Origin of the sequence: Floridaenema aerugineum BLCC-F46, from assembly GCF_041929345.1 — a bacterium.
Classification (GTDB): Bacteria; Cyanobacteriota; Cyanobacteriia; order Cyanobacteriales; family Aerosakkonemataceae; genus Floridanema; species Floridanema aerugineum.
Genome location: NZ_JBHFNQ010000069.1, coordinates 1 through 21,187, shown reverse-complemented (window position 1 = coordinate 21,187; position 21,187 = coordinate 1). Strand labels below are relative to the sequence as shown.

The window sequence follows — 21,187 nt, the reverse complement described above, 5'->3', positions numbered from 1 at the left end:
AATCAATTAATAGATAAGTTAGAAAATTTCGCCTTTTGCTAAAAGGCTTAATATCGCTAATTTCACTTATATCAAAGAACTTTTAAGAAGACAGTTTAACTCTGGCAATTCCGCCTGAGTGTATTCCTGTCATGCGTGATGGGGTTAATCTAGCTATGTCTAAAAAATTGTGTATTTCTATTTTGAGTTTAACCGCTTTATTAGGTTTAACGGGAGGTTTATATGTAGTTAAAGAAGCGATTCAACCTCTAATTGCTCAAGCATATACAATGAGAGTTAATCTCTCTTTAGATCGTCAACCAAATGAAAGCTATGAAACCATAATTCGTAGAGCCGAAGCAATAGCCAGAGCAGCTGTTCAACGCAGTTTCGACACTGACATTTTAGTTAATGAAGCTTCGGTTATAGTTACTTGTGACAATAATGGTTTAATAGCACCAATTATCTCTGTAAAAGTCAGTCGTTCTCAGTGGAGTAATACACCTAACATTCAACGATGGACAAGATATTATTCTAATAGTAGAGCTTTACTAGATTTTGATGGAGTTGCTGTTGCTAATGCTGAAAGAAGAGCGGCTGATGCTGCCAGACCTAAAAAAGTAGTTGTTAATAGTATCACAATAGAACGTGATTCAGATTTAAGAAACATATTTCGTATAAAGGGAAGTGTGACTAATCATACAAGAACTGCTGTACAACTCGTTAAAGTAAACTATGTAGTAATTGCAGGAAACGAGCGAGAGGGAGGATTTACTTTTATTCAAGAAAGAACCCTTAATCCAGGGCAAGAAGGGTTTTTCAATGATATCCTAACTAAAGATCTTGATTCTGATGCTAGGGTTGAAGTAAATTCTGTTGAGTGGAGAAACAATGATAATTCTCCTGGATCTTGGCAACCGACAAGGTGATTATTACAATTTTGTAGATTGCGGAATCACAAAATCACAGATCGATCGCTCTTTTGTTAAAAAACAATATGACAGTAGGGACACGGCATCATAAATATTTTGGGTTGAAGCTAAATTTTAATAATGCCGTGTCCCTACAAGAATTGGTCGCTAAAAATTTACTACCCAATGAAAAGTGCGAGCGCTATGCTTGTTAATCAAGAAGTTGAAAAGCGATCGCCTTTTGTTTGCTACCCAATGAAAAGTGCGAGCGCTCTGCTTGTTAATCAAGAAGTTGAAAAGCGATCGCATTTGAATTTACTACTCAATGAAAAGTGCGATCGCTATGCTTGTTAATTAAGAAATGGCAAAGCGATCGCCTTTCTATTTACTACTTAATAAAAAGTGCGATCGCCTTGAAAAGTGCCGTAGGCATATCGCTCAATTCTAAATCCCACTCAATCATCCTTGCTGAAAATTCCCAGAAGATGCTTGTGCTACCTGCCTCACCGCTTCAATATCCAAGCTTAATCTTTCAGCTATTTCTGAAACACTCAAACCTAACTGCAATAAAAGAGGAACTGTTTCTAACTTGCCTTCTTCCTTACCTTCTTCCTTACCTTCTTCCTTAGCTTCTTGATAAAACCTAGTTTGCTTTAAATCGCTTAATCCAAACATAGCTTCTAACTCCTGACGACTTAACGCGGTAAACTTGTAAACTAATACGCTCTCAATCAATTCTAGAACTTTCTGCTTGAAACTTTCATCCAATAATTGTGTCCTTGCTTGCAGCAACAGTCGGTTAGTTAACTCGACTGTTGCTGCGGTTTCTTCAGTTCCCACTACTAGTTGTACTAAACCTAATGCTAAGGAAGATTCAGGATTTTGGTTTAACTCATCAAGATAGACAAATATTACTTGGTGATCTGCCAGTAATCCTCGATATTGTCTTGGTATTCCAGGATCTAAGTTTCTTTTTCCAAATATGGCAACTGCACGCCAATCGTTAGCAGGTTGATATTGACCCAGGTAAACAAATATTTCGGCAAAGAAGCGCCAGTAAAAGTCAGCTTTTGGTTGAAACTGTACTTCAACAAAATAAATCGGTTGGTCAGGTGCGTTTTTTAATGGTAAAAATACGCCATCAAAGCTGCGAGATAGTTCTTTGACTTCTTGTGAAACAAAAGTATAATTTTGTGCTAGTGATGGAGGTTGCCCGATGAGTTCAAATAGTAGATTTGGGAAGGTTTGGAATAGCTGATAAAAGATGTTGTCGGTTTTCACACAATTTGGTTGTTATAAGGGGGGAGTTAATTATATTTTGACATAAATTAGGATGCGATCGCCTGAGAATTTACTACTCCATGAAAAGTGCGATCGCCCTTTTTGTTAATTAATAAAGGAAAGTGCGATCGCACTCATTTCAAACCCTAATAAATTAACCTTCTGAAGCATCACTAGCAGAAGCTTGCGAAGCCTGTCTCACCAGTTCAATATCCAAATTTAAAGCTTGAGCAATTTGTTCTACACTTAATCCAATTGCCAATAACCCTGGCACAGATTCTAACTTCCCTTCTTCCTTAGCTTCCTGATAAAATCTAGTTTGCTTTAAATCACTTAATCCAAACATAGCTTCAATCTCCTGGCGACTTTTGGTAGTAAACTTGTAAATCAATATGCTCTCAATCAATTCTAAAACTTTCTGCTTGATTGCTTCATCTGCCAATTGTATCCTAGCTTGTTGTAGGAGTTGATTAGTTAGCGAAACAGCGGTTTCTTCTGTACCAACTACTAGCTGTACCATGCCAATGGGTAAAGAAGGATTGGTGATTTGTGCTAACTCATCGAGATATACAGATATCACTTGCTGACTCATTAACAAACTGCGATATTGTCTTGGTACTCCCGGATCTAAATTTCGATGAGCAAAAATGGCGACAGCACACCAATCATGATTCGGTTGGTATTGAGCTAGGTAGACAAATATTTCGGCAAAAAAGCGACTGTAAAAGTTAGATTTGGGTTGAAATTGTACTTCTACAAAGTAGATTGGTTGGTCAATTGCGTTTTTAGGAGGTAAAAATAAACCATCAAAACGACGTGCTAGTTCTTTGATTTCTTGGGAAGTGAATTGATAGTTGTTGGCTAGGGAAAGGGGTTGATTGATTAGTTCAAATAGGAGAGTGGGAAAAGTTTGAAATAGCTGATAAAAGATGTTGTCTGTTTTCACGTATTTTGGTTGTTATATTGAGGAAGATATTATATTTTGGCATGAATTAGGAAGCGATCGCCTTTCAATTTATTACTTAATGTGAGTGCGATCGCTATATTTGTTAATTAAGAAATGTCAAAGCGATCGCACACTCCTAAATTCCACAAATCATCCTTACTGAAAATTATCAGAAGATGCCTGTGCTACCTGCCTCACCGCTTCAATATCCAAGCTTAATCTTTCTGCTATTTCTGAAACACTCAAACCTAACTGCAATAACAGAGGAACTGTTTCTAATTTGCCTTCTAATTTGCCTTCTAACTTGCCTTCTTGCTTACCTTCTTGCTTACCTTCTTCCTTAGCTTCTTGATAAAACCTGGTTTGCTTTAAATCGCTTAATCCAAACATAGCTTCTAACTCCTGACGACTTAACGCGGTAAACTTGTAAACTAATACGCTCTCAATCAATTCTAGAACTTTCTGCTTGAATCCTTCATCCAATAATTGTGTCCTTGCTTGCTGCATCAGTCGGTTAGTTAACTCGACTGTTGCTGCGGTTTCTTCTGTACCAACTACTAACTGTACCATGCCAATGGGTAAAGAAGGATTGGTGATTTGTGCTAACTCATCGAGATAGACACAGATGATTTGCTGAGTCATTAACAAACTGCGATATTGTCTTGGTATTCCCGGATCTAAATTACGATTAGCAAAGATAGCGACAGCACACCAATCATGATTAGGTTGATATTGAGCTAGGTAGACAAAAATTTCGGCGAAAAAGCGGCTATAAAAGTTAGATTTTGGTTGAAATTGTACTTCGACGAAGTAAATTGGTTGGTCAAGGGCATTTTTGGGTGGTAAAAATAAGCCGTCAAAGCGACGTGCTAATTCTTTGATTTCTTGGGAAGTGAATTGATAGTTGTTCGCTAGAGAAGGGGGTTGATTGATTAGTTCAAAGAGGAGAGTGGGGAAGGTTTGAAATAGCTGATAAAAGATGTTGTCGGTTTTCACGTAATTGGGTTGTTAGGTGGTTTTTTCTATTATATTTTGATATTAGTTAGGGTGCGATCGCCTTTCAATTGACTACTTAATGAAAAGTGCGATCGCGGTTATCTAATTGCTTATTGATTCGGCTTTAATGTCACTGCTAAATGAAATCCCATTGTATCTAGTAATGATGCCAAATTGTAAAGTTCAGGACATCCTGATTCAGATAAAGCAAAGTCAAGTTTCTCATATTGCAATTTGGCTGCTTCTGAAAGTTCATGTACTCCTCCATGAGCTTCAATAACATTTTTTAGTGCCAGACGCAACATTTGAGGATTTCCCTCTTCTATGACAACTTCAAGATACATTGCCGCATCTGAAGGAGATTTTTTAAAAGATTCAATCAAATCATCGTAGTAATTTGTACTTCTAGTCATCTTCGTTGCTCCTATTATTGTAGTCTCTCCAATATTCAATAGCTTCGCGTATATCTTTTTCTTGATAACTTTTATCCCCACCACACAAAATAATCACAATTGTTAGCCCGATTTGTCCAAAGTATATCCGATAGCCTGGGCCATAGTCTATTCTCAGTTCACAAACTCCTTCTCCAACTGAGCGATAGTCGCCTAAATTACCTTTTGCAACTCGGTCGATTCTGGAAGTGATTTTAGCTTTGGCTTTGCTATCTCGTAAGGAATCTCGCCATTCTAAAAAAGGACTTTTTCCCTCTATTGTTCGGTAGTTCAGAATTTGTCTCGGTTGTGCTTCCATCCTATGAAAAGAAACATTGTTTAATTCATAAATTATAGCTCGATCGCATTTAAATTTACTACTCAATGAAAAGTGCGATCGTCTGGGAATTTACTACTTAATGAAAAGTGCGATCGCCTTGCTCGTGCCGTAGGCATATCGCCATGCTTGTTAATTAAGAAATGTCAAAGCGATACTGCTAACTCAACGCTACGCGATCGCACTCATTTTCAATCCTAATAAATTACCCTTCTGAAGTATCACTACCGGAAGCCTGTGCAGCCTGTCTCACCAGTTCAATATCCAAGTTTAAAGCTGTAGATATTTGTTCCACATTTAATCCTATTGCCAATAACCTTGGTACAGATTCCAGCTTGCCTTCTTGCTTGCCCTCTTGCTTGCCCTCTTGCTTGCCCTCTTCCTTTGCTTCTTGATAAAATCTTGTTTGTTTTAAATCACTTAATCCAAACATAGCTTCTAACTCCTGGCGACTTAAGGCAGTAAACTTGTAAACTAGTACGCTTTCAATCAATTCTAGAACTTTCTGCTTCAATCCTTCATCTAATAGTTGTGTTCTTGCTTGCAGCAATAGTCGGTTAGTTAACTCAACTGTTGCTGCTGTTTCTTCGTTTCCCACTACTAGTTGTACCATCCCCAGTGCTAGGGAAGGTTCTGTTATTTGATTTAACTCATCGAGATAGACAAAGATTACTTGTTGATCTGCTAGTAATCCTCGATATTGTCTTGGTACTCCCTGATCTCAGTTTCTTTTTCCAAATATAGCTACTGCACGCCAATCGTTAGCAGGTTGATATTGACCCAGGTAGACAAATATTTCGGCAAAGAAGCGCCAGTAAAAGTCAGTTTTTGGTTGGAACTGTACTTCTACAAAATAAATCGGGTTGTCAGGCGCGTTTTTTAATGGTAAAAATACGCCATCAAAGCTGCGAGATAGCTCTTTGACTTCTTGTGAGACAAAAGTATAATTCTGGGCTAGTGATGGGGGTTGACCAATGAGTTCAAATAGTAGATTGGGGAAGGTTTGAAATAGCTGATAAAAAATATTGTCGGTTTTCACACAATTTTATTACTATGATTTTTTCTATTATATTTTAACATAAATTGTCAAGCCACCGCTTGACAATTTAGTACTTAACGAAAGTGCGATCGCTCCAACTCATAATATTGGCAATGACTGTACTGTAATCTCTGTAAAATTAGCCAATCTCAGATCATTTGTGAACAGAATTGCATTTAAAGATTGTGCCGTTGCTGCAATTATTGCGTCAGCCAACCTGAGTCGGTAATTTTTCCGAAAAGCGATCGCTAATTCTTTTATATTCCCATCTAGCCCAACTACAGTAATTTTAGCCAAAAAATTACGAATTTGTAACTCTTCGTCGGCACTGAGGCTGGGATAAGATAACAATTCAATCTCTGTAATCACAGAAATAAAATAATTTCCTGACGGTAAGGGGTTAGTTAAACGACCACCCAAGTAATATAAAACAATGTTAGTATCTAACAAAATTAAAGGCTCTGTCACTACCACTCATCCCTAATTCGGTGCTGATATTGCAAAGGGTCTTCTGTTAATTTTATAACGCCTGCATATTGGGAAATATTAAAATCCTCTTTTTCTGTTAATTGAGATGCTGCTAATACTTGTTCAATTTTCTGCCAGTCTTCATAATCAATCAATACTGCAACAGGTTTCATGGATTCATCTGTGACAATTTTTTTCCGAAAAGGTAACATAACTGAAAGTGGCAAATAAAGGATGTTTCTATTATATTATAGTGAAAAGCGATCGCATTGAAATTTCCTACTCAATGAAAAGTGCGATCGCATCTATTTTAATATAAAATTAGCGAAGGTTTGTTAGATTTATAAAAAATTCTATCGGTCTCATAATGAGTTTGAATAATGATTTAAATTAATTTTAAGTGGGAAGAAGTTTCCGCGAATAATAGGTAATTTTCCCTTTCATAAATTCAATTTAGGGCAATTTTCTCTTACGCATTTAATGATTTTTGTTGGTGATCAATATCACAGGTTAAAGATGATTAAGATCGCTATCAAAGTTAGATTAAACAGCCATACTACAAACAACTGAACTCTAGCCGAGTCATCGACAGGGAACACACAATCAGCCGACAGTGAACTGTCGGTTTTTTATTTTCAAAATTTTCCAGAAAATCACTAGCCTTTTAACCATAAAATTTCCCCACCTTTTGTCAACGTTCTAACATTTTTGTAGCTAGAAAACACCAACAAGGGTGGGGAAACAGATTAAAATTAACAAGGTAGAACCTTACTTCTAAACGCTAGGGTGGAAGTTCAAGACATCCCCTGAATGAGGTAATCAAAGTAAGGTGTGGCTTCGGCGGCTTCTTCTTCGCTCAAAAGTGCTAAGGAAGCTTTTTTGAGACAACGAATGGCTTCTGCCATGCCAGGAACGGGTACACCCAGAGAGTTGTACATTTCGCGTGCGCCAATTAAACCAATTTTTTCAATTGGCTCTTTGTCACCAGCGAGAACTCCATAAGTAACTAGGCGTAAGTACCAGCCATAGTCTCGCAGACAGAGGGCGCGTTCGCGTTGTCCATAAGCATTGCCACCGGGCGCAATGAAGTCAGGACGTTTCTGCCATAGCTGTTTGCTGGCTTCTTGAACAATCTTTTTTTCATTTTCGGCTAGGGTAGCGGCAATGCTTGTCCGCACTAAGCCTGTTTGAAAAAAGTTTTTGATTGCAGTCAGTTCCCCGGTGCTGGGATAACGAAGTTCGTCGTCGGCTTTGAGAATAACTTGGCTTACTACACTCATGATTTATTAGAAGGTCTGAGGATACCATTTCGTAGTTTACCGATATGAAGGGACGCAAGGGAATGGGGAGGTGGGGAGATGGGGAGGTGGGGAGGTGGGGAGGTGGGGAGATGGGGAGAAATTCAGTCTAAAATCGAAAATCTAAAATCAAAAAGATGATTAAAACTGGAAACATTTTGTTACAAACTGGAAGTGAAAATTTGGACGACCTTTGGAAACAGGGGCGGTTGGTGGAGGTTGAGATTACGGATCTCTCGGATACGGGGGATGGGGTGGGGCGTTTTGGGGAGAGGGTGGTTTTTGTGCCGGATACGGTGGTGGGCGATCGCATTTGGGCCCGTTTACTCCGCGTTAAGCCTCAGTACGGCTTTGGCAAGCTGCATGAGATTATTACACCATCTGCCCATCGGACTCGCCCTGGCTGCATTGTGGCGGATAAATGCGGGGGTTGCCAATGGCAGCATATTAATTATGAGTATCAACTGGAAGCAAAGCGGAATTTGGTGATTCAAGCTTTGGAACGGATTGGCGGAATTTCTGCGCCTCCTGTGGATGGGGTTTTGGCAGGGGATTCGGCTTTGGGATATCGTAATAAATCTACTTATCCTGTGGGTTTGTCGTCTACGCTGAAGGTACAGGCGGGCTATTTCCAAAAGGGTTCTCATCAGATTGTGAATTTGAACCAATGCCCGATACAGGATGCTAGGTTAAATCCAATGCTTGCTGGCGTAAAGCAGGACATTCAAGAGCGGGGTTGGCGAATTTATAACGAAAAACACCATCGGGGGCAAGTACGTTATCTGTCGCTGCGGATTGGGCGACGGACGGGGGAAATGTTGTTAACTTTGGTGGTGAAGGATTGGGATTTGCCGGGGATTGAGGCTCAGGCTCAAGAGTGGTTGAAGCGTTATCCTCAGTTGGTGGGGGTGTCGCTGAATCGTAATCCCGATCGCACTAACGCTAATTTCGGCGCAGAAACCCGCTGTATTGCTGGAAAACCTTTTTTACGGGAAAAGTTTGCCGATTTAGAGTTTCAAATTCGCCCGGATACTTTTTTCCAAGTAAATACAGAAGTGGCAGAGTTGCTGTTAAAGGAAATTATTGGGCAACTTAATTTCCAAGGAAATGAGGTTTTGGTTGATGCTTATTCTGGCATTGGTACGATGAGTTTGCCTCTGGCTAAATTGGTACAACAAGTTATTGGTTTGGAGGTGCAACGGGAGGCGGTAGAACAAGCTGAAGCTAATGCTATTTTGAATGGGATTTCTAATGCTAATTTTCAGGTGGGAGAGGTGGAGAATTTGTTGCCACAGTTGCTAGTAACGCCGGATATTGTGTTGTTAGATCCGCCGCGTAAGGGTTGCGATCGCGCTGTGCTACATTCTCTGTTGCAAATTCAACCGAGTCAGATTGTTTATGTTAGTTGCAAACCTCCGACTTTAGCACGCGATTTGAAAATATTGTGCGCTGGTGGTTATCGATTAGTGAGAGTACAACCTGCTGATTTCTTTCCCCAAACTGCTCATGTTGAATGTGCAGCTTTTCTAGTTAAAGAATGAATCTAGATCTCCGACTTCTTGAAGAAGTCGGCGATCTGGGTGTTAACAAATTGTTATGATTGAATGGAGCGATTTTGGATTCGCTTGGCTTGAGAGACAAGCTAGAAGTAATAGAAATTGAAGGATTAATTCACTGGGTTTGTGAGATTGGGAATTATGTTGGAGCAGAAATTAGAAGCACTGAAAGGAATTTTCGCCCAAATGGATCGGGCGATTATTGCTTATTCTGGAGGAATTGATAGTACTTTGGTGGCGAAAGTTGCTTATGATGTTTTGGGCGATCGCGCTTTAGCCGTAACTGCTGAATCTCCTTCTTTATTACCAGAAGATTTGGAAGATGCCAAGATTCAAGCATTACAAATTGGGATTCGGCATCAAGTAATTGAAACTCATGAAATGGAGAATCCCAATTACACTGCTAACCCAGTAAATCGCTGTTATTTCTGCAAAAGTGAATTGCATGATACCCTAAAACCTTTGGCTTTAAGTTTGGGTTATCCTTATGTGGTAGATGGGGTAAATGCAGATGATTTAAAAGATTATCGTCCGGGAATTCAAGCGGCAAAGGAAAGAGGTGCGCGATCGCCTTTAGCTGAAGTAGGAATTACGAAAATGGAAGTGCGAGAAATTTCTAAATTTTTAGGACTTCCTTGGTGGGATAAACCTGCTCAACCTTGTTTAAGTTCTCGGTTTCCTTATGGGGAAGAAATTACGATCGCGAAATTACAAAGAGTTGGGAGAGCAGAACTTTATTTGCGGAAGTTGGGGTGGCAAAATCTGCGCGTGCGATCGACTGGAGATACCGCTAAAATTGAATTAGCATCCGAACAAATTAAAGAGTTTGTTTTAACTACAGATTTACCTCAATTAGTTACTGCTTTTCAAGAGTTGGGATTTATTTATGTGACTCTGGATTTAGAAGGTTATCGCAGCGGCAAATTAAATCAAGTGCTTGACCCGGAAATTCGCAATAATAATACCCCCTCTCAACTAATGATGAGTTAATTAGGTTTGTTGTGAACACTTTAGTGTTCTTCGCTAACAAAGCAAGCACTAAAGTGCTTACAACAGACAGCACTTTAGTGCTTACAACAAACTTATTAGTTACTTTTTTGATTGTTATTTTACTAATTGTTAGTTAGGTGACTAAAGTAAAAAAAGTTTAGCTAAAGTACTTTCAATAAAGTAATAAATTACACAATTACTCAATTATTGGTTAAACTAAAGTAAAAATGTATAATCTCCAACATAATCCAAGTTAAAAATATATCACTATTTTGAAGGATAAGTAAGACTAACTGGCAAATAAATCATCCCTTTGGGCAATTAGATTGCATTAGGGAGTTTTCGGCAAAAAAATCATGTAAGATATACAATTAGTAGATGCGTTTCTTGCATAAAAGTGCGCCTCTCATTAGGTTGTATTTTGTTTACAAATTACAAAACAGTATTAAAATATACAAAATTTTCTTAATAAGTAACTTTATCCCAAAAGTTTCTGGTAAAAGTTAATAGGAAAGCCTAAATACCTGGTAATGAAAAATAAGTGCAGTGTGACAGAAATAACTACACAGTTAAAAACAAGTGAAAAAGCTGATGTTAGCCTTCTTTTCTTCTGCCTTCTGCCCTCTGCCTTCTGCCTTTTTGTACTAGGTTGAAACCTAATTTACAAGGCGGGTGCCTAATTATGGTGAACACAGAAACTTACCCCCTAGATTCCCTGAATATGACAACTATCAGCCGCTTGGAACACAGCTTTTTCCAAGTAGGCGAATCAAAGAATGGAAAAAGCTGTAAGTTAGAAAGTTTAGGAATTAAAAACTGCGGTACTGTGTATCGTAATTTATCAGTATCGCAGTTAGTAGAACATACGTTAGCACGTCAGGAAGGTATTTTAGGCGAGAATGGCGCAGTGTTTGTGAAGACGGGTAAGTACACAGGTCGATCGCCTAAAGATAAGTTTATTGTTGACGAACCAAGCATTCATGATGAGATTGATTGGAATGGCGTAAATGTGCCAATTTCTGTAGAGAAATTCGATCAACTCTACAAGAAAGCACTTGCTTATATGCAAGGCAAAGATTTATATGTTTTTGATGGTTATGTTGGTGCCGATCCTGAATATCGGTTAGGTGTAAGAGTAATTAATGAATTTGCTTGGCACAATTTGTTTGTGCATCAATTGTTTATTAGACCAACAGCAGAAGAACTCAAACATCATCATGCCGATGTGACAGTAATTTCCGTTCCCGGGTTACAAGGCGATCCGGAAAGTGATGGCATTCATAGCGAAGCATTTATTGTTGTCAATTTCCTGAAAGGAATTGTGTTAATTGGTGGAACGCACTATGCTGGCGAAATGAAAAAATCCGTGTTCTCATTCATGAATTATTTAATGACGAAACGGAATGTTTTGCCGATGCACTGTGCTGCTAATATGGATGAAAATGGCAAGACAGCTTTATTTTTTGGTCTTTCTGGCACAGGAAAAACTACTTTATCTGCCGATCCAGAACGCCGTTTAATCGGTGATGATGAACATGGATGGTCAATGGAAGGAGTCTTCAATTTTGAAGGTGGATGTTATGCCAAAACTATTCGCCTTTGTAAGAAGAATGAACCACAAATTTGGGAAGCGTTGCGTTTTGGTTCGTTAATTGAAAATGTGACTATTGACCCAGAAAAACGGACTCCAGATTACAATGATAGTAGCGTTACTGAAAATACTAGGGCTGCTTATCCAGTGGAATTTATTCCTAATTGTGTAATTCCTGGTATTGGTGGTCATCCAAAAACTGTGATCTTTTTAACCGCAGATGCTTTTGGTGTTTTGCCTCCGATTTCTAAGTTAACAAACAGACAGGCAATGTATCATTTCATCTCTGGTTATACGAGTAATTTAGCTGGTACAGAAAGGGGAATTACTGAACCGCAAGCGACTTTTTCTTCTTGTTTTGGTAAGCCATTTTTACCACTGTCTCCGATCGTTTATGCTGAGATGTTGTACGATCGAATTATTGAGTACGACGCTGATGTATATCTGGTAAATACTGGTTGGACTGGTGGGCCTTATGGTGTGGGTAAACGGATTGCGATCGCAGATACTCGTGCTATGATATCGGCTGCTTTAAGTGGTGAATTAAATCATGTAAAATTCCATCACCATCCAATTTTCCGCATTTTAGTTCCTGAGTCTGTTCCCGGTGTTGATAGTGACATTTTAGATCCGATCAAAACTTGGAGTGACCCAGAAGCATATCAAGAAAAAGCAAAAGCTTTGGCACAGAAGTTTGTGGAAAACTTTAAGCAATACCAACGAGTACCGAGAGAAATTTTGGAGGCTGCGCCTAGTTTAGGTTAAGGCGATCGTTTCGGCTGCTACAGATGTAGAGACGTTTCATGAAACGTCTCTACAGTAAGAAATGTTCATTTTGAGCATCCAACAAATCCAAACAATATTAGTTAATGGCTTTTATAATCTTTGTTAGGGTGGGTAAATCCTCCCCTTATTTTTATGTTGTTTGGGAGAAAAGATTCAGTGGGTTTAAAGCTGGAAAGTGTAATTCCTTGGGGTCGCAGTTTTGCTGAATATGTGAAAATGTTTAATCTCACAACAGATGAGTTAAAGTTAAATATTTTAGATTGCGCTGGTGGCCCTGCTAGTTTTAATGCGGAAATGACTGAGCAAGGATATAATGTAATATCTTGCGATCCGGTTTACTATTTTACTGCTGATGAAATTAAGCAGCGAATTCAAGACACTTACTCAACAGTTGTTAATGGCGTGAAAGCAAATTTAGATTGTTATGTGTGGCAGGAAATTACCTCTCCTGAGCATTTAGGACAGGTACGCATGGCAGCAATGGAAAAGTTTTTGGCAGATTTTGAATTTGGACTAAAAGAAGGGCGATATTTGCCTCATGGTTTGCCAGTTTTACCTTTTAATAATTATCAGTTTGATTTAGCTTTATGCTCACATTTTCTGTTTACTTATACTGAGCAACTTTTAGAAGAATTCCATTTAGCGGCGATTCGAGAAATGTGTCGGGTTGCTAAAGAAGTGAGAATTTTTCCAGTTTTAAATATATCGGGAGAAGTATCACCAATTTTAGAAGCTGTAATTAACAAATTGGAAATGCAAGGTTATACTGTGGAAGTTAAACAGGTGTTATATGAATTTCAAAAAGGCGGAAACCAAATATTAAAGGTACGTCCGCCCAAATGAAATTTTATATTGATGGTTCTTCGATCGGAACCAGAAAACAACCATTAATTCGCCAACTACCATCGGGTTGTTTTTCCATTTGGTAAAGCGCCCTTCTGGGGTTTCCTTCGGGATCGAGTACCAATACTGGTTGCGCCAATGCACCGTTGACAATTGCCAGGTTTTCAAATAACACTGAGCGAGGACGGTAGACAGCTTCGTAGGAAGAACGCACCATCTCCATGAAGTTTTCCGGGGTTTGGAATGTCACTTGAATTCCTGGGGTAGCAAGTGAGAATGCGGTAATGGCATCCTCTTGCTGAAATGCTTCCAGTTGGCGTTCGATAACAAACCGGATGGCGGCGCGATCGCTATCTGTAATTTGCATCACTTTTGCCTTTGTTTCTATAACGCTACTAATAGGACAGTTTACTTAAATTATAGAAAGGCTAGCCGCTAGTGGCTAGGTATAAAACTTAAGAAAGGTTAATAATTTGACATTCTACTAGTTAGTTAAACTTTCTCTATCTGCGGGAATACTAAATTTAGCAGATTGTTGTAGTGGTGACAGAATGTTAGATTTAGTTAGTTTAAGAAAAACTGGCACGGGTTGGGAATTTGCCAGCGAAGCAGCTTTGGAAGATTTTATCTGGTTGAATTTACCTGAGTTGTTTGGGTTAACTCCTCTGAAGCGGCAATATTCTGTAGATGGGCAATTTTGCGATATTTTAGCTTTGGGTGAAAGTCAAGACTTGGTGGTTTTGGAATTGAAAAATGTTGAAGATCGATATGTTGTGCAGCAGCTAACTCGATATTATCATGCTTTGTGTGAAGCAAAGGCTTTTACTGAGCAAATTGACTATGAAAAACCTGTGCGTTTGATTGCTGTTGCACCAAGTTTTCATCGAGATAATTTTACTGACAGGAAGTATCACCATTTGTCTATTGAATTTTGGCAATTTGCGGTTTTGGCAGAGTCAGAAAAGTTCTATTTTCAGTTGAAAAATTTGGAGAATGAGAAAGTTACAAAATTAGAGATTCCGTTTCAAGAAAAAGAGACTAATGATGATATACCTGAGCCTCCAAGAGCGTTTCTCAAACTACTGGTTAATTGTAATGAGTTGGAAAAACAAGAAATATTAAAAATCCGGCATAAAATTCTGAGTTTCGATCGACGTATGGAAGAAACAGCTAGTACTGGAATTATCAAGTATGGCAAAGGTAAAAATTTCTGTGCAGAATTGCGTTTTGATAATAAGATAAATCTGCCTGTTTTGTTCCTTTGGCTACATCTTATAAATAAAAGACCAAGCCGCGCTAGAGCAAGAATTTGGACTAATTGGAAAACTGTTTCATACATTGGTTATGTAAAGGAAGGATTGGGTAGAGTAAAAAATTTAGAAGAGTGGGAAAAAACTTTGGGTATCCATCCGGCGGATATTTTAATTAAGTACGGCTACGGACAAAAAGATTCATTAGTCGCTATGAGAATAGAGACTTATAAAGATCAACTAAAACATTACAGAAACGATCTACCAACTATAGACAAGTATGAAAATTTAGATTTTCTGATTCACTCATGCTTGGAAGAGTGGCAGAAAAAGCTATAACTGAGATGTTGCACCTGCGCTTCTAGCCCGCCTGCGAATCAATTCGCAGGCTAATAGCTCAACTCCACGCTCAGTGGACTGAAAACTTTTGATTTCAAATATTTTATCTCATGTCCGGTTGATTACCTATAATGTAGAGACGTTATATATAACGTCTCTACATTATCTTTTTCTTGATGTTAATATTAAGTTGAAATGAGGCAACAAAAAATATGAATTGGCAAGAATTAAAGCGGGAAGCTGATAAATTGTCGGTGAGCGATCGCCTAAAATTAGTAGAGTCAATTGTGCGATCGATCAATCACGATGTCAATCCCCGTCCACCAATACCAGAAGACATAGTAGAACGAATGACGGGACTAGCTAAAACAAGATCTGACTAATCTATTTTGAAGATGCTGTACAATTGACTTGTGCAATTGCAGAAAATCATCAGGTAATTGTTACCCGGAATACAATCGTAAATATAATTATTTTATGTCACAAACAGTTTGGATTGCCCGTCACGGAAACCGCTTAGATTTTGTTGACCCAGATTGGTTTTTAACTGCGGAACGCCGTTACGATCCGCCACTTTCTGATGATGGAGTTATTCAAGCAAGGCAATTAGGAGAACGCTTAAAAGGAGAAAAGATTGCTCATATTTTTGCCTCTCCTTTCTTAAGAACTGTACAGACTGCTAATCAAGTAGCCGAAATTTTAGATTTACCAATTAAGGTAGAATCTGGGTTAAGTGAATGGTTAAATCCTGAGTGGATGACAGAGTTTCCAGAAAAACTTTCTTTTGCTGAATTGCAGTCAAAATTTCCTAGAATTGACCCAAATTATACCTCTAGAGTGATTGCCGAATACCCGGAAACTGTTGATAAAATGATGGCAAGATCAGCCCAAACAGCAAAAATACTTGTGTCTGAATTTACCGAGGATATTTTATTAGTAGGACATGGGGCATCTGTGGTGGGAACGAGTCAAGGATTAGTTGGCGGAACACCAGAAATCAATGCTTCTTTGTGTTGTTTGGTGAAAATTGTCCGTCACGATCGACAATGGATAATGGAACTCAATGGCGATACTTCCCATTTGAGTCAAACTGAAAAAGTAATCCGCTTCCACTAGATTTATGACGTTACTTTTAGCAGGCGATATTGGTGGTACTAAGACTATTCTGCGTTTGGTAGAACAGCCAGCAGAAGGAGCAATGTATAATTTGGATGAGGCGACTTATCCGAGTCAAGATTTCCCCGATTTAGTGCCAATAGTACAGAAATTTCTGACAGCAGCATCAGAACATTTGGGTTATGTGCCTCAGCCAGAAAAAGCTTGTTTTGCGATCGCAGGTCCGATTGTTAACAATAGCGTGAAACTGACTAATTTGGTTTGGTTTCTCGATGCAGAACGCTTGCAAGAAGAATTAAATATACCCAAAATCAGTTTAATTAATGATTTTGTGGCTGTAGGTTATGGCATTTTAGGTTTAACAGAAACCGATTTACACACATTACAAGCTGGCAAATTTCAAGCTGATTCACCCATTGCTGTAATTGGTGCAGGAACAGGTTTAGGACAGGCATTTTTAGCGCCTTCTGGTGACAGTTATCAAGTGTTTGGTACAGAAGGCGGACACACAGATTTTGCACCACGCACAGAACTGGAATTTCAAATGATGAAATACCTGTTAGAAAAACACCAAGTTGACAGAATCTCTGTAGAACGGGTAGTTTCTGGAATGGGTATTGTCTCGATTTATCAGTTCTTACGAGACAAAAAAATTGCTAGTGAATCACCGGAAATTGGGGAAGTTATTAGAACTTGGGAACAAGAAGCTGGAAGCAGTGAAAAAACAGTCGATCCGGGTGCAGTTATTGGCAAAGCTGCTTTAGAGAAAACAGATCCATTAAGTGAAGAAACTCTGCAAACTTTTGTGGAACTTTATGGCGCAGAAGCAGGTAATTTGGCTCTCAAACTGTTACCTTATGCTGGTCTTTATGTGGCGGGAGGTATTGCACCGAAAATTCTCCCACTGATTAAAGAAGGTGGTTTCATGCAATGTTTTATTAACAAAGGTCGCATGAGAAATTTACTGGAAAAAATTCCGGTTCATGTGGTGTTAAATCCCCAAGTTGGGTTAATTGGGGCGGCAATTTGTGCTAATAGATTGTAAGCGGAAAATTGGGAGAGTGCGATCGCAAGTCGAGGACTTTTCAGGTAAGAGAGATCAAAAGAAACCCGGTAACTTCTGCGAAACCGGGTTTCTGGGCTTTAGTTTCTGGGCTGTAATGAGGTAAAAAAGCGATCGCGCCAATCAAACGGATCTTTTATCCTCAAAAACTAACCTTGACCTTCATTTCTTAAATCACTTAAAAAATTATCCACTGCATTTATGTAGCTTTCATCATTCAAGATTTGTGCTGGAATTCGGTTAGCTTGTACTGCACTAGAAACGATATCTCTAGCGTCAACTTGTCCAAAGTTGTAAGCCTGAATTAAGCCTGTATAACTAGGAATTCCTTGCTCCTCAAAATAACCTTGGTAAGCCATATAAACTAACTGAAAAGGCTCAATTAAAGCTTCAGATTCCCTCGTATTTACTACCGAGTTAGGAGTGTTTGACTGAGCCATTACCCCAGGTGTAGAGGTAGCAGACAATAGAAGTGCAGATAAACCACCAAGAACCAAATATTTCATAAAATCATCCCCAAATGAAGCGACCAGCTACTTACTAGTTTTATTTCTCTTTTTTGGGGGTGCATCTCACAAATGGTAGATGCCCAAATTAGGCGAAAATGTTACTTTCGGAACAGGTGAAATTGACTTTTTAAAGCTAAAAAACTGACTAATTTTTCCAGAGCATACCCATAAAACAACCCAATTTTGTGAAGTAACAATTGGGAAAGTGACTACCATATATTTCTTTAAATTGCTGTGGGGATAAATATTTATCAGTTGCTAAATGACTTAACCAAGGTTGGGAAGTCCTAAATTTAAATAACCTCCAAGCTGTACTCAGTCCTAACTTCATCCAGTCGGGGAAGAAATCCCCCATAGCGCTCCATATATAAACTATGGTTGCTGGTGTTTCCACTTCCGAAACATTATCCAGCAAAACAAATTTGCCACCAGGGTTCAATAATTTTTTGATTGTTTGTAAAGTAGCAGGTAAATTTTGTAAATGATGAAAGGTATTTGCAGAAGTAATCAAATCGAATTTTTCATCTAATATTAAATTTTCCGCATCCATTAGTAGATATTTAATATTAGGAGCAGATCTTTTGACTTTAGCAATCTCTAACATTTCTTGGCAAATATCTATAGCAACTACCTTTTGGTAGTATTTAGCTAAGTCAAAAGCTAAAATACCTGAGCCACAACCAATATCTAGAACTGCGCTTCTATTCCTAGATAAATTCTTGAGAAAGAAGTCATTTTTACTCTGCAAACTTGCCATGAAATCATATTCAGTAGCAAACAAATCAAAACGTTGATAGACCAGTTTCATATTTCCAGCCTCAAAAAAATTTAGTAGGACAGAAATTTCTGCCCTACTATTTATATGTTATAGCTTAGTTATCTTCAACCTAATAAGCTAAACTAAAATTCCTCTGACTCAGGAAAAGTTTAATCCAAAAATCTCACAACAATATAAGCTCCTTGGCTAATTTGTTTTAGACTTTTGCTTCCGAAGGCTGAGTTTCTACTAGTTTAGGTTTGCTAGGAGGAGCAGGAGTAGGAGTGGGAGTGGGAGTATTAGTGGTAGGAGTTTTGACAACAGCACTTTTAGGCGAGAGCAGCATAGTCATATTGCTTCCCTCTTTTTTCGGTGCTTGTTGAAGTTCGGCAAATTCTTGTAAGTCTTTTGCCATTTCATTGAGCAGATTTTCGGCTAAATGACTATGTTGGCTTTCTCTACCACGAAACTTGATAGTGACTTTTACTTTATCTCCAGCTTTCAAAAATCTTTCTGCTTGATTGACGCGCACTTGATAATCATGATCTTCAATTGTGTAGCGCATCTTCAATTCTTTGACAGAAGTTTTGTCTTGATTTTTCTTATTTTTCCGCTCTTGTTTTTCTAAGTCATATTTAAACTTGCCGTAGTCAATAATCCGGCAAACAGGCGGCTCAGATTTATCATTAATCATTACTAAGTCTAGGTCTCTTTCTTGAGCCAAACTCAAGGCAGATCTAGTATCCATAATTCCTAAGTGTCCGCCATCATTATCAATCACGCGAATCTGGGGTACACGAATCGCATGATTAATGACATGACCACGATTTTTTTTCTGATCCATAGGCATGAATTAAATTCCTCAAAGTTACAACACTATTATGACTTTAGACTTTAATTTTCACCATATTTCTCAGGTTGCATTATGGGAAAAGTTGAAGTCTTTAGCTAAATTACGTCAAAACTGAAGCAGTGCGATTCGCCCCTTGCCACAATGTTAAACGAATTATATCTATCCGATCGCGATCGCTCAACAAAGGTTGACATCCTACCTAAGTTTTGTGCCATAAACTTAACACTTCACTGGCAAAAATCGCAAACTTTGACCTTCTAACCTTCATATTTTGCAAGTCTGCTCATTATCCAAAAGGGCGCTAAAATGTTCAAATTAAACAAAATACCTAGACCTCATCAGTTTTTGTTAATTCTTGCATTTTGTAAAGTTGTTTTGCGATCGAGAACTTTAGCTGTAGGTGATTGTGCATCAATTTTTACTTGGGTGCAGAAGCATTCGACTTAGCAGGTTACTCGTAAAGGAGAAAATAATGATTTGCACAAGGGTAAGACTGTTAATTTTCCTGTTGGTAATTATAACCTTAACTAGCTGCACTTTTGCAAGGGGTAACAACTCTGATATTACAGTAACACTGAGCGGTTGGCAAAGTAACCCCTATGAATCGCAGTTATTGGGGCGAGCACTCCGAAATTTTGAGGCACACCTTTACTGATTTTGTCCGACAAAGAAATGTTTACCCAACCTTTGGGATGGAACACTTTTAAAGGCGAATATATCAGTTATTGGAATTATATTATGGCAGCTTCAATGGTCTTAACCTTACCCGCACTAGCCATTTACGCCTTTTTCAATCGCTACTTTATCCAAAGCGTCACCTTCACAGGTGGTAAATAAACCAAAACAATTTGTTAGGATTTTTGTTTATCCTAATGTAAGGTTAATTGAGTTAGAAAGGGCTATGGCAGGACATAGTAAGTGGGCAAATATTAAACGTCAGAAAGAGAGAGTTGACGCAAAAAAGGGGAAAACCTTCACTCAACTATCTCGTGCTATTATTGTCGCAGCACGCAACGGTATTCCAGACCCGACGGGAAATTTTCAACTCCGTACTGCAATTGAAAAAGCGAAAGCAGCAGGTATTCCCAACGATAATATTGAAAGAGCGATCGCCAAAGGTGCTGGTACACTAGACTCAGGTGACAGCCTCGAAACTATCCGTTACGAAGGTTATGGCGCAGGTGGAGTAGCCGTACTCGTGGAAGCCCTCACCGATAATCGTAACCGCACCGCAGCCGACTTGCGCCTCGCTTTCAGCAAATATGGCGGAAACTTGGGGGAAACAGGCTGTGTTGCTTGGATGTTTGCACAAAAAGGCGTTTGCATCATCAGCGGCGCAGTGGATGAAGACGAACTTTTAGAAGCTTCCTTAGAAGGTGGCGCAGAGTCTTACGAGTTGACAGAAGACGAAGAAGCAGAAGAAGTAGGCGCAGAAGTATTTACCGAAGTGACAAACTTAGAAAATCTCAGCCAATTCTTGAAAGAAAAAGGTTTTAACGTCACCGAAGCCGAATGGCGCTGGATACCTAATAATAACGTAGAAGTTGTCGATCGCGATCAAGCGCGATCGCTCCTGAAAATGATGGACTTTTTAGAAGGATTAGACGATGTACAAAATGTTACCACCAACTTTGAAATGTCAGATGATTTAGTCGCCCTAAGTATCGCTTAAACTCGTAGGGTGCGTTAACGCAGTGTAACGCACCATGGCTATTTCGGATTCATGGTGAGAAATGTTCATAGGTGTTACAAACTTTGAAAACGGTGCGTTAGGCACGGGAATTTAATTATTGGTTGAAATGCTGAATTTGTTATCCGTGCCTAACACACCCTACAGTTAAATAAGAT

At 38.8% G+C, this 21,187-nt stretch carries 24 protein-coding genes and 2 pseudogenes; 13 read left to right on the top strand and 13 right to left on the bottom strand.

Annotated elements, in window-relative coordinates:
* Nucleotides 1-155: 155 nt before the first annotated feature.
* The gene (locus tag ACE1CC_RS09465; protein WP_413270216.1) at nucleotides 156-908 is read left to right on the top strand and encodes a hypothetical protein; all 753 of its coding nucleotides are present in this window, start codon (nucleotides 156-158) and stop codon (nucleotides 906-908) included.
* 168 nt (nucleotides 909-1,076) lie between these two features.
* Complete coding sequence (locus ACE1CC_RS09460; protein ID WP_413270215.1) at nucleotides 1,077-1,244, top strand: hypothetical protein; 168 nt, start codon at nucleotides 1,077-1,079, stop codon at nucleotides 1,242-1,244.
* 105 nt (nucleotides 1,245-1,349) lie between these two features.
* On the opposite strand, the gene ACE1CC_RS09455 is transcribed toward ACE1CC_RS09460, so the two are convergent.
* From ACE1CC_RS09455 to ACE1CC_RS09435, 5 genes are all read right to left on the bottom strand, one after another.
* Nucleotides 1,350-2,171: an Rpn family recombination-promoting nuclease/putative transposase gene (locus tag ACE1CC_RS09455; protein ID WP_413270214.1), complete on the bottom strand. Its 822-nt coding sequence runs from the start codon at nucleotides 2,169-2,171 to the stop codon at nucleotides 1,350-1,352.
* A gap of 154 nt (nucleotides 2,172-2,325) precedes the next feature.
* Entirely contained in the window at nucleotides 2,326-3,117 is a 792-nt protein-coding gene (locus ACE1CC_RS09450; RefSeq protein WP_413270213.1) for an Rpn family recombination-promoting nuclease/putative transposase, read from the bottom strand.
* A 156-nt stretch (nucleotides 3,118-3,273) separates the two neighbouring features.
* Nucleotides 3,274-4,113 (bottom strand): Rpn family recombination-promoting nuclease/putative transposase, encoded by an 840-nt coding sequence (locus ACE1CC_RS09445; protein WP_413270212.1) that lies wholly within the window; start codon nucleotides 4,111-4,113, stop codon nucleotides 3,274-3,276.
* Between the two features lie 110 nt (nucleotides 4,114-4,223).
* Nucleotides 4,224-4,526: a helix-turn-helix domain-containing transcriptional regulator gene (locus tag ACE1CC_RS09440; RefSeq protein ID WP_413270211.1), complete on the bottom strand. Its 303-nt coding sequence runs from the start codon at nucleotides 4,524-4,526 to the stop codon at nucleotides 4,224-4,226.
* Nucleotides 4,519-4,863, bottom strand: coding sequence for a type II toxin-antitoxin system RelE/ParE family toxin (locus ACE1CC_RS09435; RefSeq protein ID WP_413270210.1), 345 nt, complete (start codon nucleotides 4,861-4,863; stop codon nucleotides 4,519-4,521). The genes ACE1CC_RS09440 and ACE1CC_RS09435 overlap by 8 nt, the downstream gene beginning before the upstream one ends.
* Nucleotides 4,864-4,935: 72 nt before the next feature.
* Here ACE1CC_RS09435 and ACE1CC_RS09430 point away from each other — a divergent pair, with 72 nt between their 5' ends.
* Nucleotides 4,936-5,082 carry a hypothetical protein gene (locus tag ACE1CC_RS09430; RefSeq protein ID WP_413270209.1) on the top strand — a complete coding sequence of 49 codons (147 nt, stop codon included), beginning with the start codon at nucleotides 4,936-4,938 and terminating at the stop codon, nucleotides 5,080-5,082.
* A 4-nt stretch (nucleotides 5,083-5,086) separates the two neighbouring features.
* Here the strand turns inward: ACE1CC_RS09430 and ACE1CC_RS09425 are convergent.
* From ACE1CC_RS09425 to ACE1CC_RS09410, 4 genes and pseudogenes are all read right to left on the bottom strand, one after another.
* A pseudogene (locus ACE1CC_RS09425) lies at nucleotides 5,087-5,920 on the bottom strand (Rpn family recombination-promoting nuclease/putative transposase).
* Nucleotides 5,921-6,019: 99 nt separating this feature from the next.
* Nucleotides 6,020-6,394 (bottom strand): type II toxin-antitoxin system VapC family toxin, encoded by a 375-nt coding sequence (locus ACE1CC_RS09420; protein ID WP_459563820.1) that lies wholly within the window; start codon nucleotides 6,392-6,394, stop codon nucleotides 6,020-6,022.
* Nucleotides 6,388-6,600 carry a hypothetical protein gene (locus tag ACE1CC_RS09415; RefSeq protein WP_459563821.1) on the bottom strand — a complete coding sequence of 71 codons (213 nt, stop codon included), beginning with the start codon at nucleotides 6,598-6,600 and terminating at the stop codon, nucleotides 6,388-6,390. Before ACE1CC_RS09415 ends, ACE1CC_RS09420 begins: the two co-directional genes overlap by 7 nt.
* A 582-nt stretch (nucleotides 6,601-7,182) precedes the next feature.
* Nucleotides 7,183-7,668 carry an allophycocyanin gene (locus tag ACE1CC_RS09410; protein ID WP_413270206.1) on the bottom strand — a complete coding sequence of 162 codons (486 nt, stop codon included), beginning with the start codon at nucleotides 7,666-7,668 and terminating at the stop codon, nucleotides 7,183-7,185.
* Between the two features lie 155 nt (nucleotides 7,669-7,823).
* On the opposite strand from ACE1CC_RS09410, the gene rlmD reads away from it, so the two are divergent.
* The 4 genes from rlmD to ACE1CC_RS09390 all read left to right on the top strand — a co-directional run bounded on the left by rlmD (nucleotide 7,824) and on the right by ACE1CC_RS09390 (nucleotide 13,452).
* The gene (gene rlmD, locus ACE1CC_RS09405; RefSeq protein ID WP_413270205.1) at nucleotides 7,824-9,227 is read left to right on the top strand and encodes a 23S rRNA (uracil(1939)-C(5))-methyltransferase RlmD; all 1,404 of its coding nucleotides are present in this window, start codon (nucleotides 7,824-7,826) and stop codon (nucleotides 9,225-9,227) included.
* 156 nt (nucleotides 9,228-9,383) lie between these two features.
* Nucleotides 9,384-10,232 carry an ATP-dependent sacrificial sulfur transferase LarE gene (gene larE / locus ACE1CC_RS09400; RefSeq protein WP_413270204.1) on the top strand — a complete coding sequence of 283 codons (849 nt, stop codon included), beginning with the start codon at nucleotides 9,384-9,386 and terminating at the stop codon, nucleotides 10,230-10,232.
* A gap of 682 nt (nucleotides 10,233-10,914) precedes the next feature.
* On the top strand, nucleotides 10,915-12,588 hold the full coding sequence (gene pckA / locus ACE1CC_RS09395) for a phosphoenolpyruvate carboxykinase (ATP) (protein WP_413270203.1): 1,674 nt from the start codon (nucleotides 10,915-10,917) through the stop codon (nucleotides 12,586-12,588).
* Nucleotides 12,589-12,765: 177 nt separating this feature from the next.
* A complete protein-coding gene (locus ACE1CC_RS09390) occupies nucleotides 12,766-13,452 on the top strand; it encodes an SAM-dependent methyltransferase (RefSeq protein ID WP_413270202.1) in 687 nt (228 codons plus the stop codon).
* 4 nt (nucleotides 13,453-13,456) lie between these two features.
* Here the strand turns inward: ACE1CC_RS09390 and ACE1CC_RS09385 are convergent, their stop codons facing one another.
* On the bottom strand, nucleotides 13,457-13,819 hold the full coding sequence (locus tag ACE1CC_RS09385; RefSeq protein ID WP_413270201.1) for a DUF4864 domain-containing protein: 363 nt from the start codon (nucleotides 13,817-13,819) through the stop codon (nucleotides 13,457-13,459).
* 184 nt (nucleotides 13,820-14,003) lie between these two features.
* On the opposite strand from ACE1CC_RS09385, the gene ACE1CC_RS09380 reads away from it, so the two are divergent.
* The 4 genes from ACE1CC_RS09380 to ACE1CC_RS09365 all read left to right on the top strand — a co-directional run bounded on the left by ACE1CC_RS09380 (nucleotide 14,004) and on the right by ACE1CC_RS09365 (nucleotide 17,202).
* Complete coding sequence (locus ACE1CC_RS09380; protein WP_413270200.1) at nucleotides 14,004-15,041, top strand: endonuclease NucS domain-containing protein; 1,038 nt, start codon at nucleotides 14,004-14,006, stop codon at nucleotides 15,039-15,041.
* Between the two features lie 212 nt (nucleotides 15,042-15,253).
* A complete protein-coding gene (locus tag ACE1CC_RS09375; RefSeq protein WP_413270199.1) occupies nucleotides 15,254-15,424 on the top strand; it encodes a hypothetical protein in 171 nt (56 codons plus the stop codon).
* Nucleotides 15,425-15,518: 94 nt separating this feature from the next.
* On the top strand, nucleotides 15,519-16,157 hold the full coding sequence (locus tag ACE1CC_RS09370) for a histidine phosphatase family protein (protein WP_413270198.1): 639 nt from the start codon (nucleotides 15,519-15,521) through the stop codon (nucleotides 16,155-16,157).
* Between the two features lie 4 nt (nucleotides 16,158-16,161).
* A complete protein-coding gene (locus ACE1CC_RS09365; protein ID WP_413270197.1) occupies nucleotides 16,162-17,202 on the top strand; it encodes a glucokinase in 1,041 nt (346 codons plus the stop codon).
* 167 nt (nucleotides 17,203-17,369) lie between these two features.
* On the opposite strand, the gene ACE1CC_RS09360 is transcribed toward ACE1CC_RS09365, so the two are convergent.
* The 3 genes from ACE1CC_RS09360 to infC all read right to left on the bottom strand — a co-directional run bounded on the left by ACE1CC_RS09360 (nucleotide 17,370) and on the right by infC (nucleotide 19,336).
* Nucleotides 17,370-17,726 (bottom strand): hypothetical protein, encoded by a 357-nt coding sequence (locus tag ACE1CC_RS09360; RefSeq protein ID WP_413270196.1) that lies wholly within the window; start codon nucleotides 17,724-17,726, stop codon nucleotides 17,370-17,372.
* Between the two features lie 148 nt (nucleotides 17,727-17,874).
* The gene (locus ACE1CC_RS09355; protein ID WP_413270195.1) at nucleotides 17,875-18,537 is read right to left on the bottom strand and encodes a class I SAM-dependent methyltransferase; all 663 of its coding nucleotides are present in this window, start codon (nucleotides 18,535-18,537) and stop codon (nucleotides 17,875-17,877) included.
* 166 nt (nucleotides 18,538-18,703) lie between these two features.
* The gene (gene infC / locus ACE1CC_RS09350; protein WP_459563819.1) at nucleotides 18,704-19,336 is read right to left on the bottom strand and encodes a translation initiation factor IF-3; all 633 of its coding nucleotides are present in this window, start codon (nucleotides 19,334-19,336) and stop codon (nucleotides 18,704-18,706) included.
* 648 nt (nucleotides 19,337-19,984) lie between these two features.
* Between infC and ACE1CC_RS09345 the strand changes: the two are divergent.
* Nucleotides 19,985-20,176, top strand: a pseudogene (locus ACE1CC_RS09345) (carbohydrate ABC transporter permease); the annotation flags it as partial.
* Between the two features lie 64 nt (nucleotides 20,177-20,240).
* Nucleotides 20,241-21,011 (top strand): YebC/PmpR family DNA-binding transcriptional regulator, encoded by a 771-nt coding sequence (locus ACE1CC_RS09340; RefSeq protein WP_413270193.1) that lies wholly within the window; start codon nucleotides 20,241-20,243, stop codon nucleotides 21,009-21,011.
* Nucleotides 21,012-21,187: the final 176 nt, after the last annotated feature.

Excerpts from the sequence above, each read along its gene's own strand:
- ACE1CC_RS09465 (WP_413270216.1), top strand. The coding sequence starts at position 156 with ATGTCTAAAAAATTGTGTATTTCTATTTTGAGTTTAACCGCTTTATTA.
- ACE1CC_RS09460 (WP_413270215.1), top strand. The coding sequence starts at position 1,077 with ATGAAAAGTGCGAGCGCTATGCTTGTTAATCAAGAAGTTGAAAAGCGA.
- ACE1CC_RS09440 (WP_413270211.1), bottom strand. The coding sequence starts at position 4,526 with ATGACTAGAAGTACAAATTACTACGATGATTTGATTGAATCTTTTAAA.
- ACE1CC_RS09435 (WP_413270210.1), bottom strand. The coding sequence starts at position 4,863 with ATGGAAGCACAACCGAGACAAATTCTGAACTACCGAACAATAGAGGGA.
- ACE1CC_RS09415 (WP_459563821.1), bottom strand. The coding sequence starts at position 6,600 with ATGTTACCTTTTCGGAAAAAAATTGTCACAGATGAATCCATGAAACCT.
- ACE1CC_RS09410 (WP_413270206.1), bottom strand. The coding sequence starts at position 7,668 with ATGAGTGTAGTAAGCCAAGTTATTCTCAAAGCCGACGACGAACTTCGT.
- rlmD (WP_413270205.1), top strand. The coding sequence starts at position 7,824 with ATGATTAAAACTGGAAACATTTTGTTACAAACTGGAAGTGAAAATTTG.
- larE (WP_413270204.1), top strand. The coding sequence starts at position 9,384 with ATGTTGGAGCAGAAATTAGAAGCACTGAAAGGAATTTTCGCCCAAATG.
- pckA (WP_413270203.1), top strand. The coding sequence starts at position 10,915 with ATGGTGAACACAGAAACTTACCCCCTAGATTCCCTGAATATGACAACT.
- ACE1CC_RS09385 (WP_413270201.1), bottom strand. The coding sequence starts at position 13,819 with ATGCAAATTACAGATAGCGATCGCGCCGCCATCCGGTTTGTTATCGAA.
- ACE1CC_RS09380 (WP_413270200.1), top strand. The coding sequence starts at position 14,004 with ATGTTAGATTTAGTTAGTTTAAGAAAAACTGGCACGGGTTGGGAATTT.
- ACE1CC_RS09375 (WP_413270199.1), top strand. The coding sequence starts at position 15,254 with ATGAATTGGCAAGAATTAAAGCGGGAAGCTGATAAATTGTCGGTGAGC.
- ACE1CC_RS09370 (WP_413270198.1), top strand. The coding sequence starts at position 15,519 with ATGTCACAAACAGTTTGGATTGCCCGTCACGGAAACCGCTTAGATTTT.
- ACE1CC_RS09365 (WP_413270197.1), top strand. The coding sequence starts at position 16,162 with ATGACGTTACTTTTAGCAGGCGATATTGGTGGTACTAAGACTATTCTG.
- ACE1CC_RS09360 (WP_413270196.1), bottom strand. The coding sequence starts at position 17,726 with ATGAAATATTTGGTTCTTGGTGGTTTATCTGCACTTCTATTGTCTGCT.
- ACE1CC_RS09355 (WP_413270195.1), bottom strand. The coding sequence starts at position 18,537 with ATGAAACTGGTCTATCAACGTTTTGATTTGTTTGCTACTGAATATGAT.
- infC (WP_459563819.1), bottom strand. The coding sequence starts at position 19,336 with ATGCCTATGGATCAGAAAAAAAATCGTGGTCATGTCATTAATCATGCG.
- ACE1CC_RS09340 (WP_413270193.1), top strand. The coding sequence starts at position 20,241 with ATGGCAGGACATAGTAAGTGGGCAAATATTAAACGTCAGAAAGAGAGA.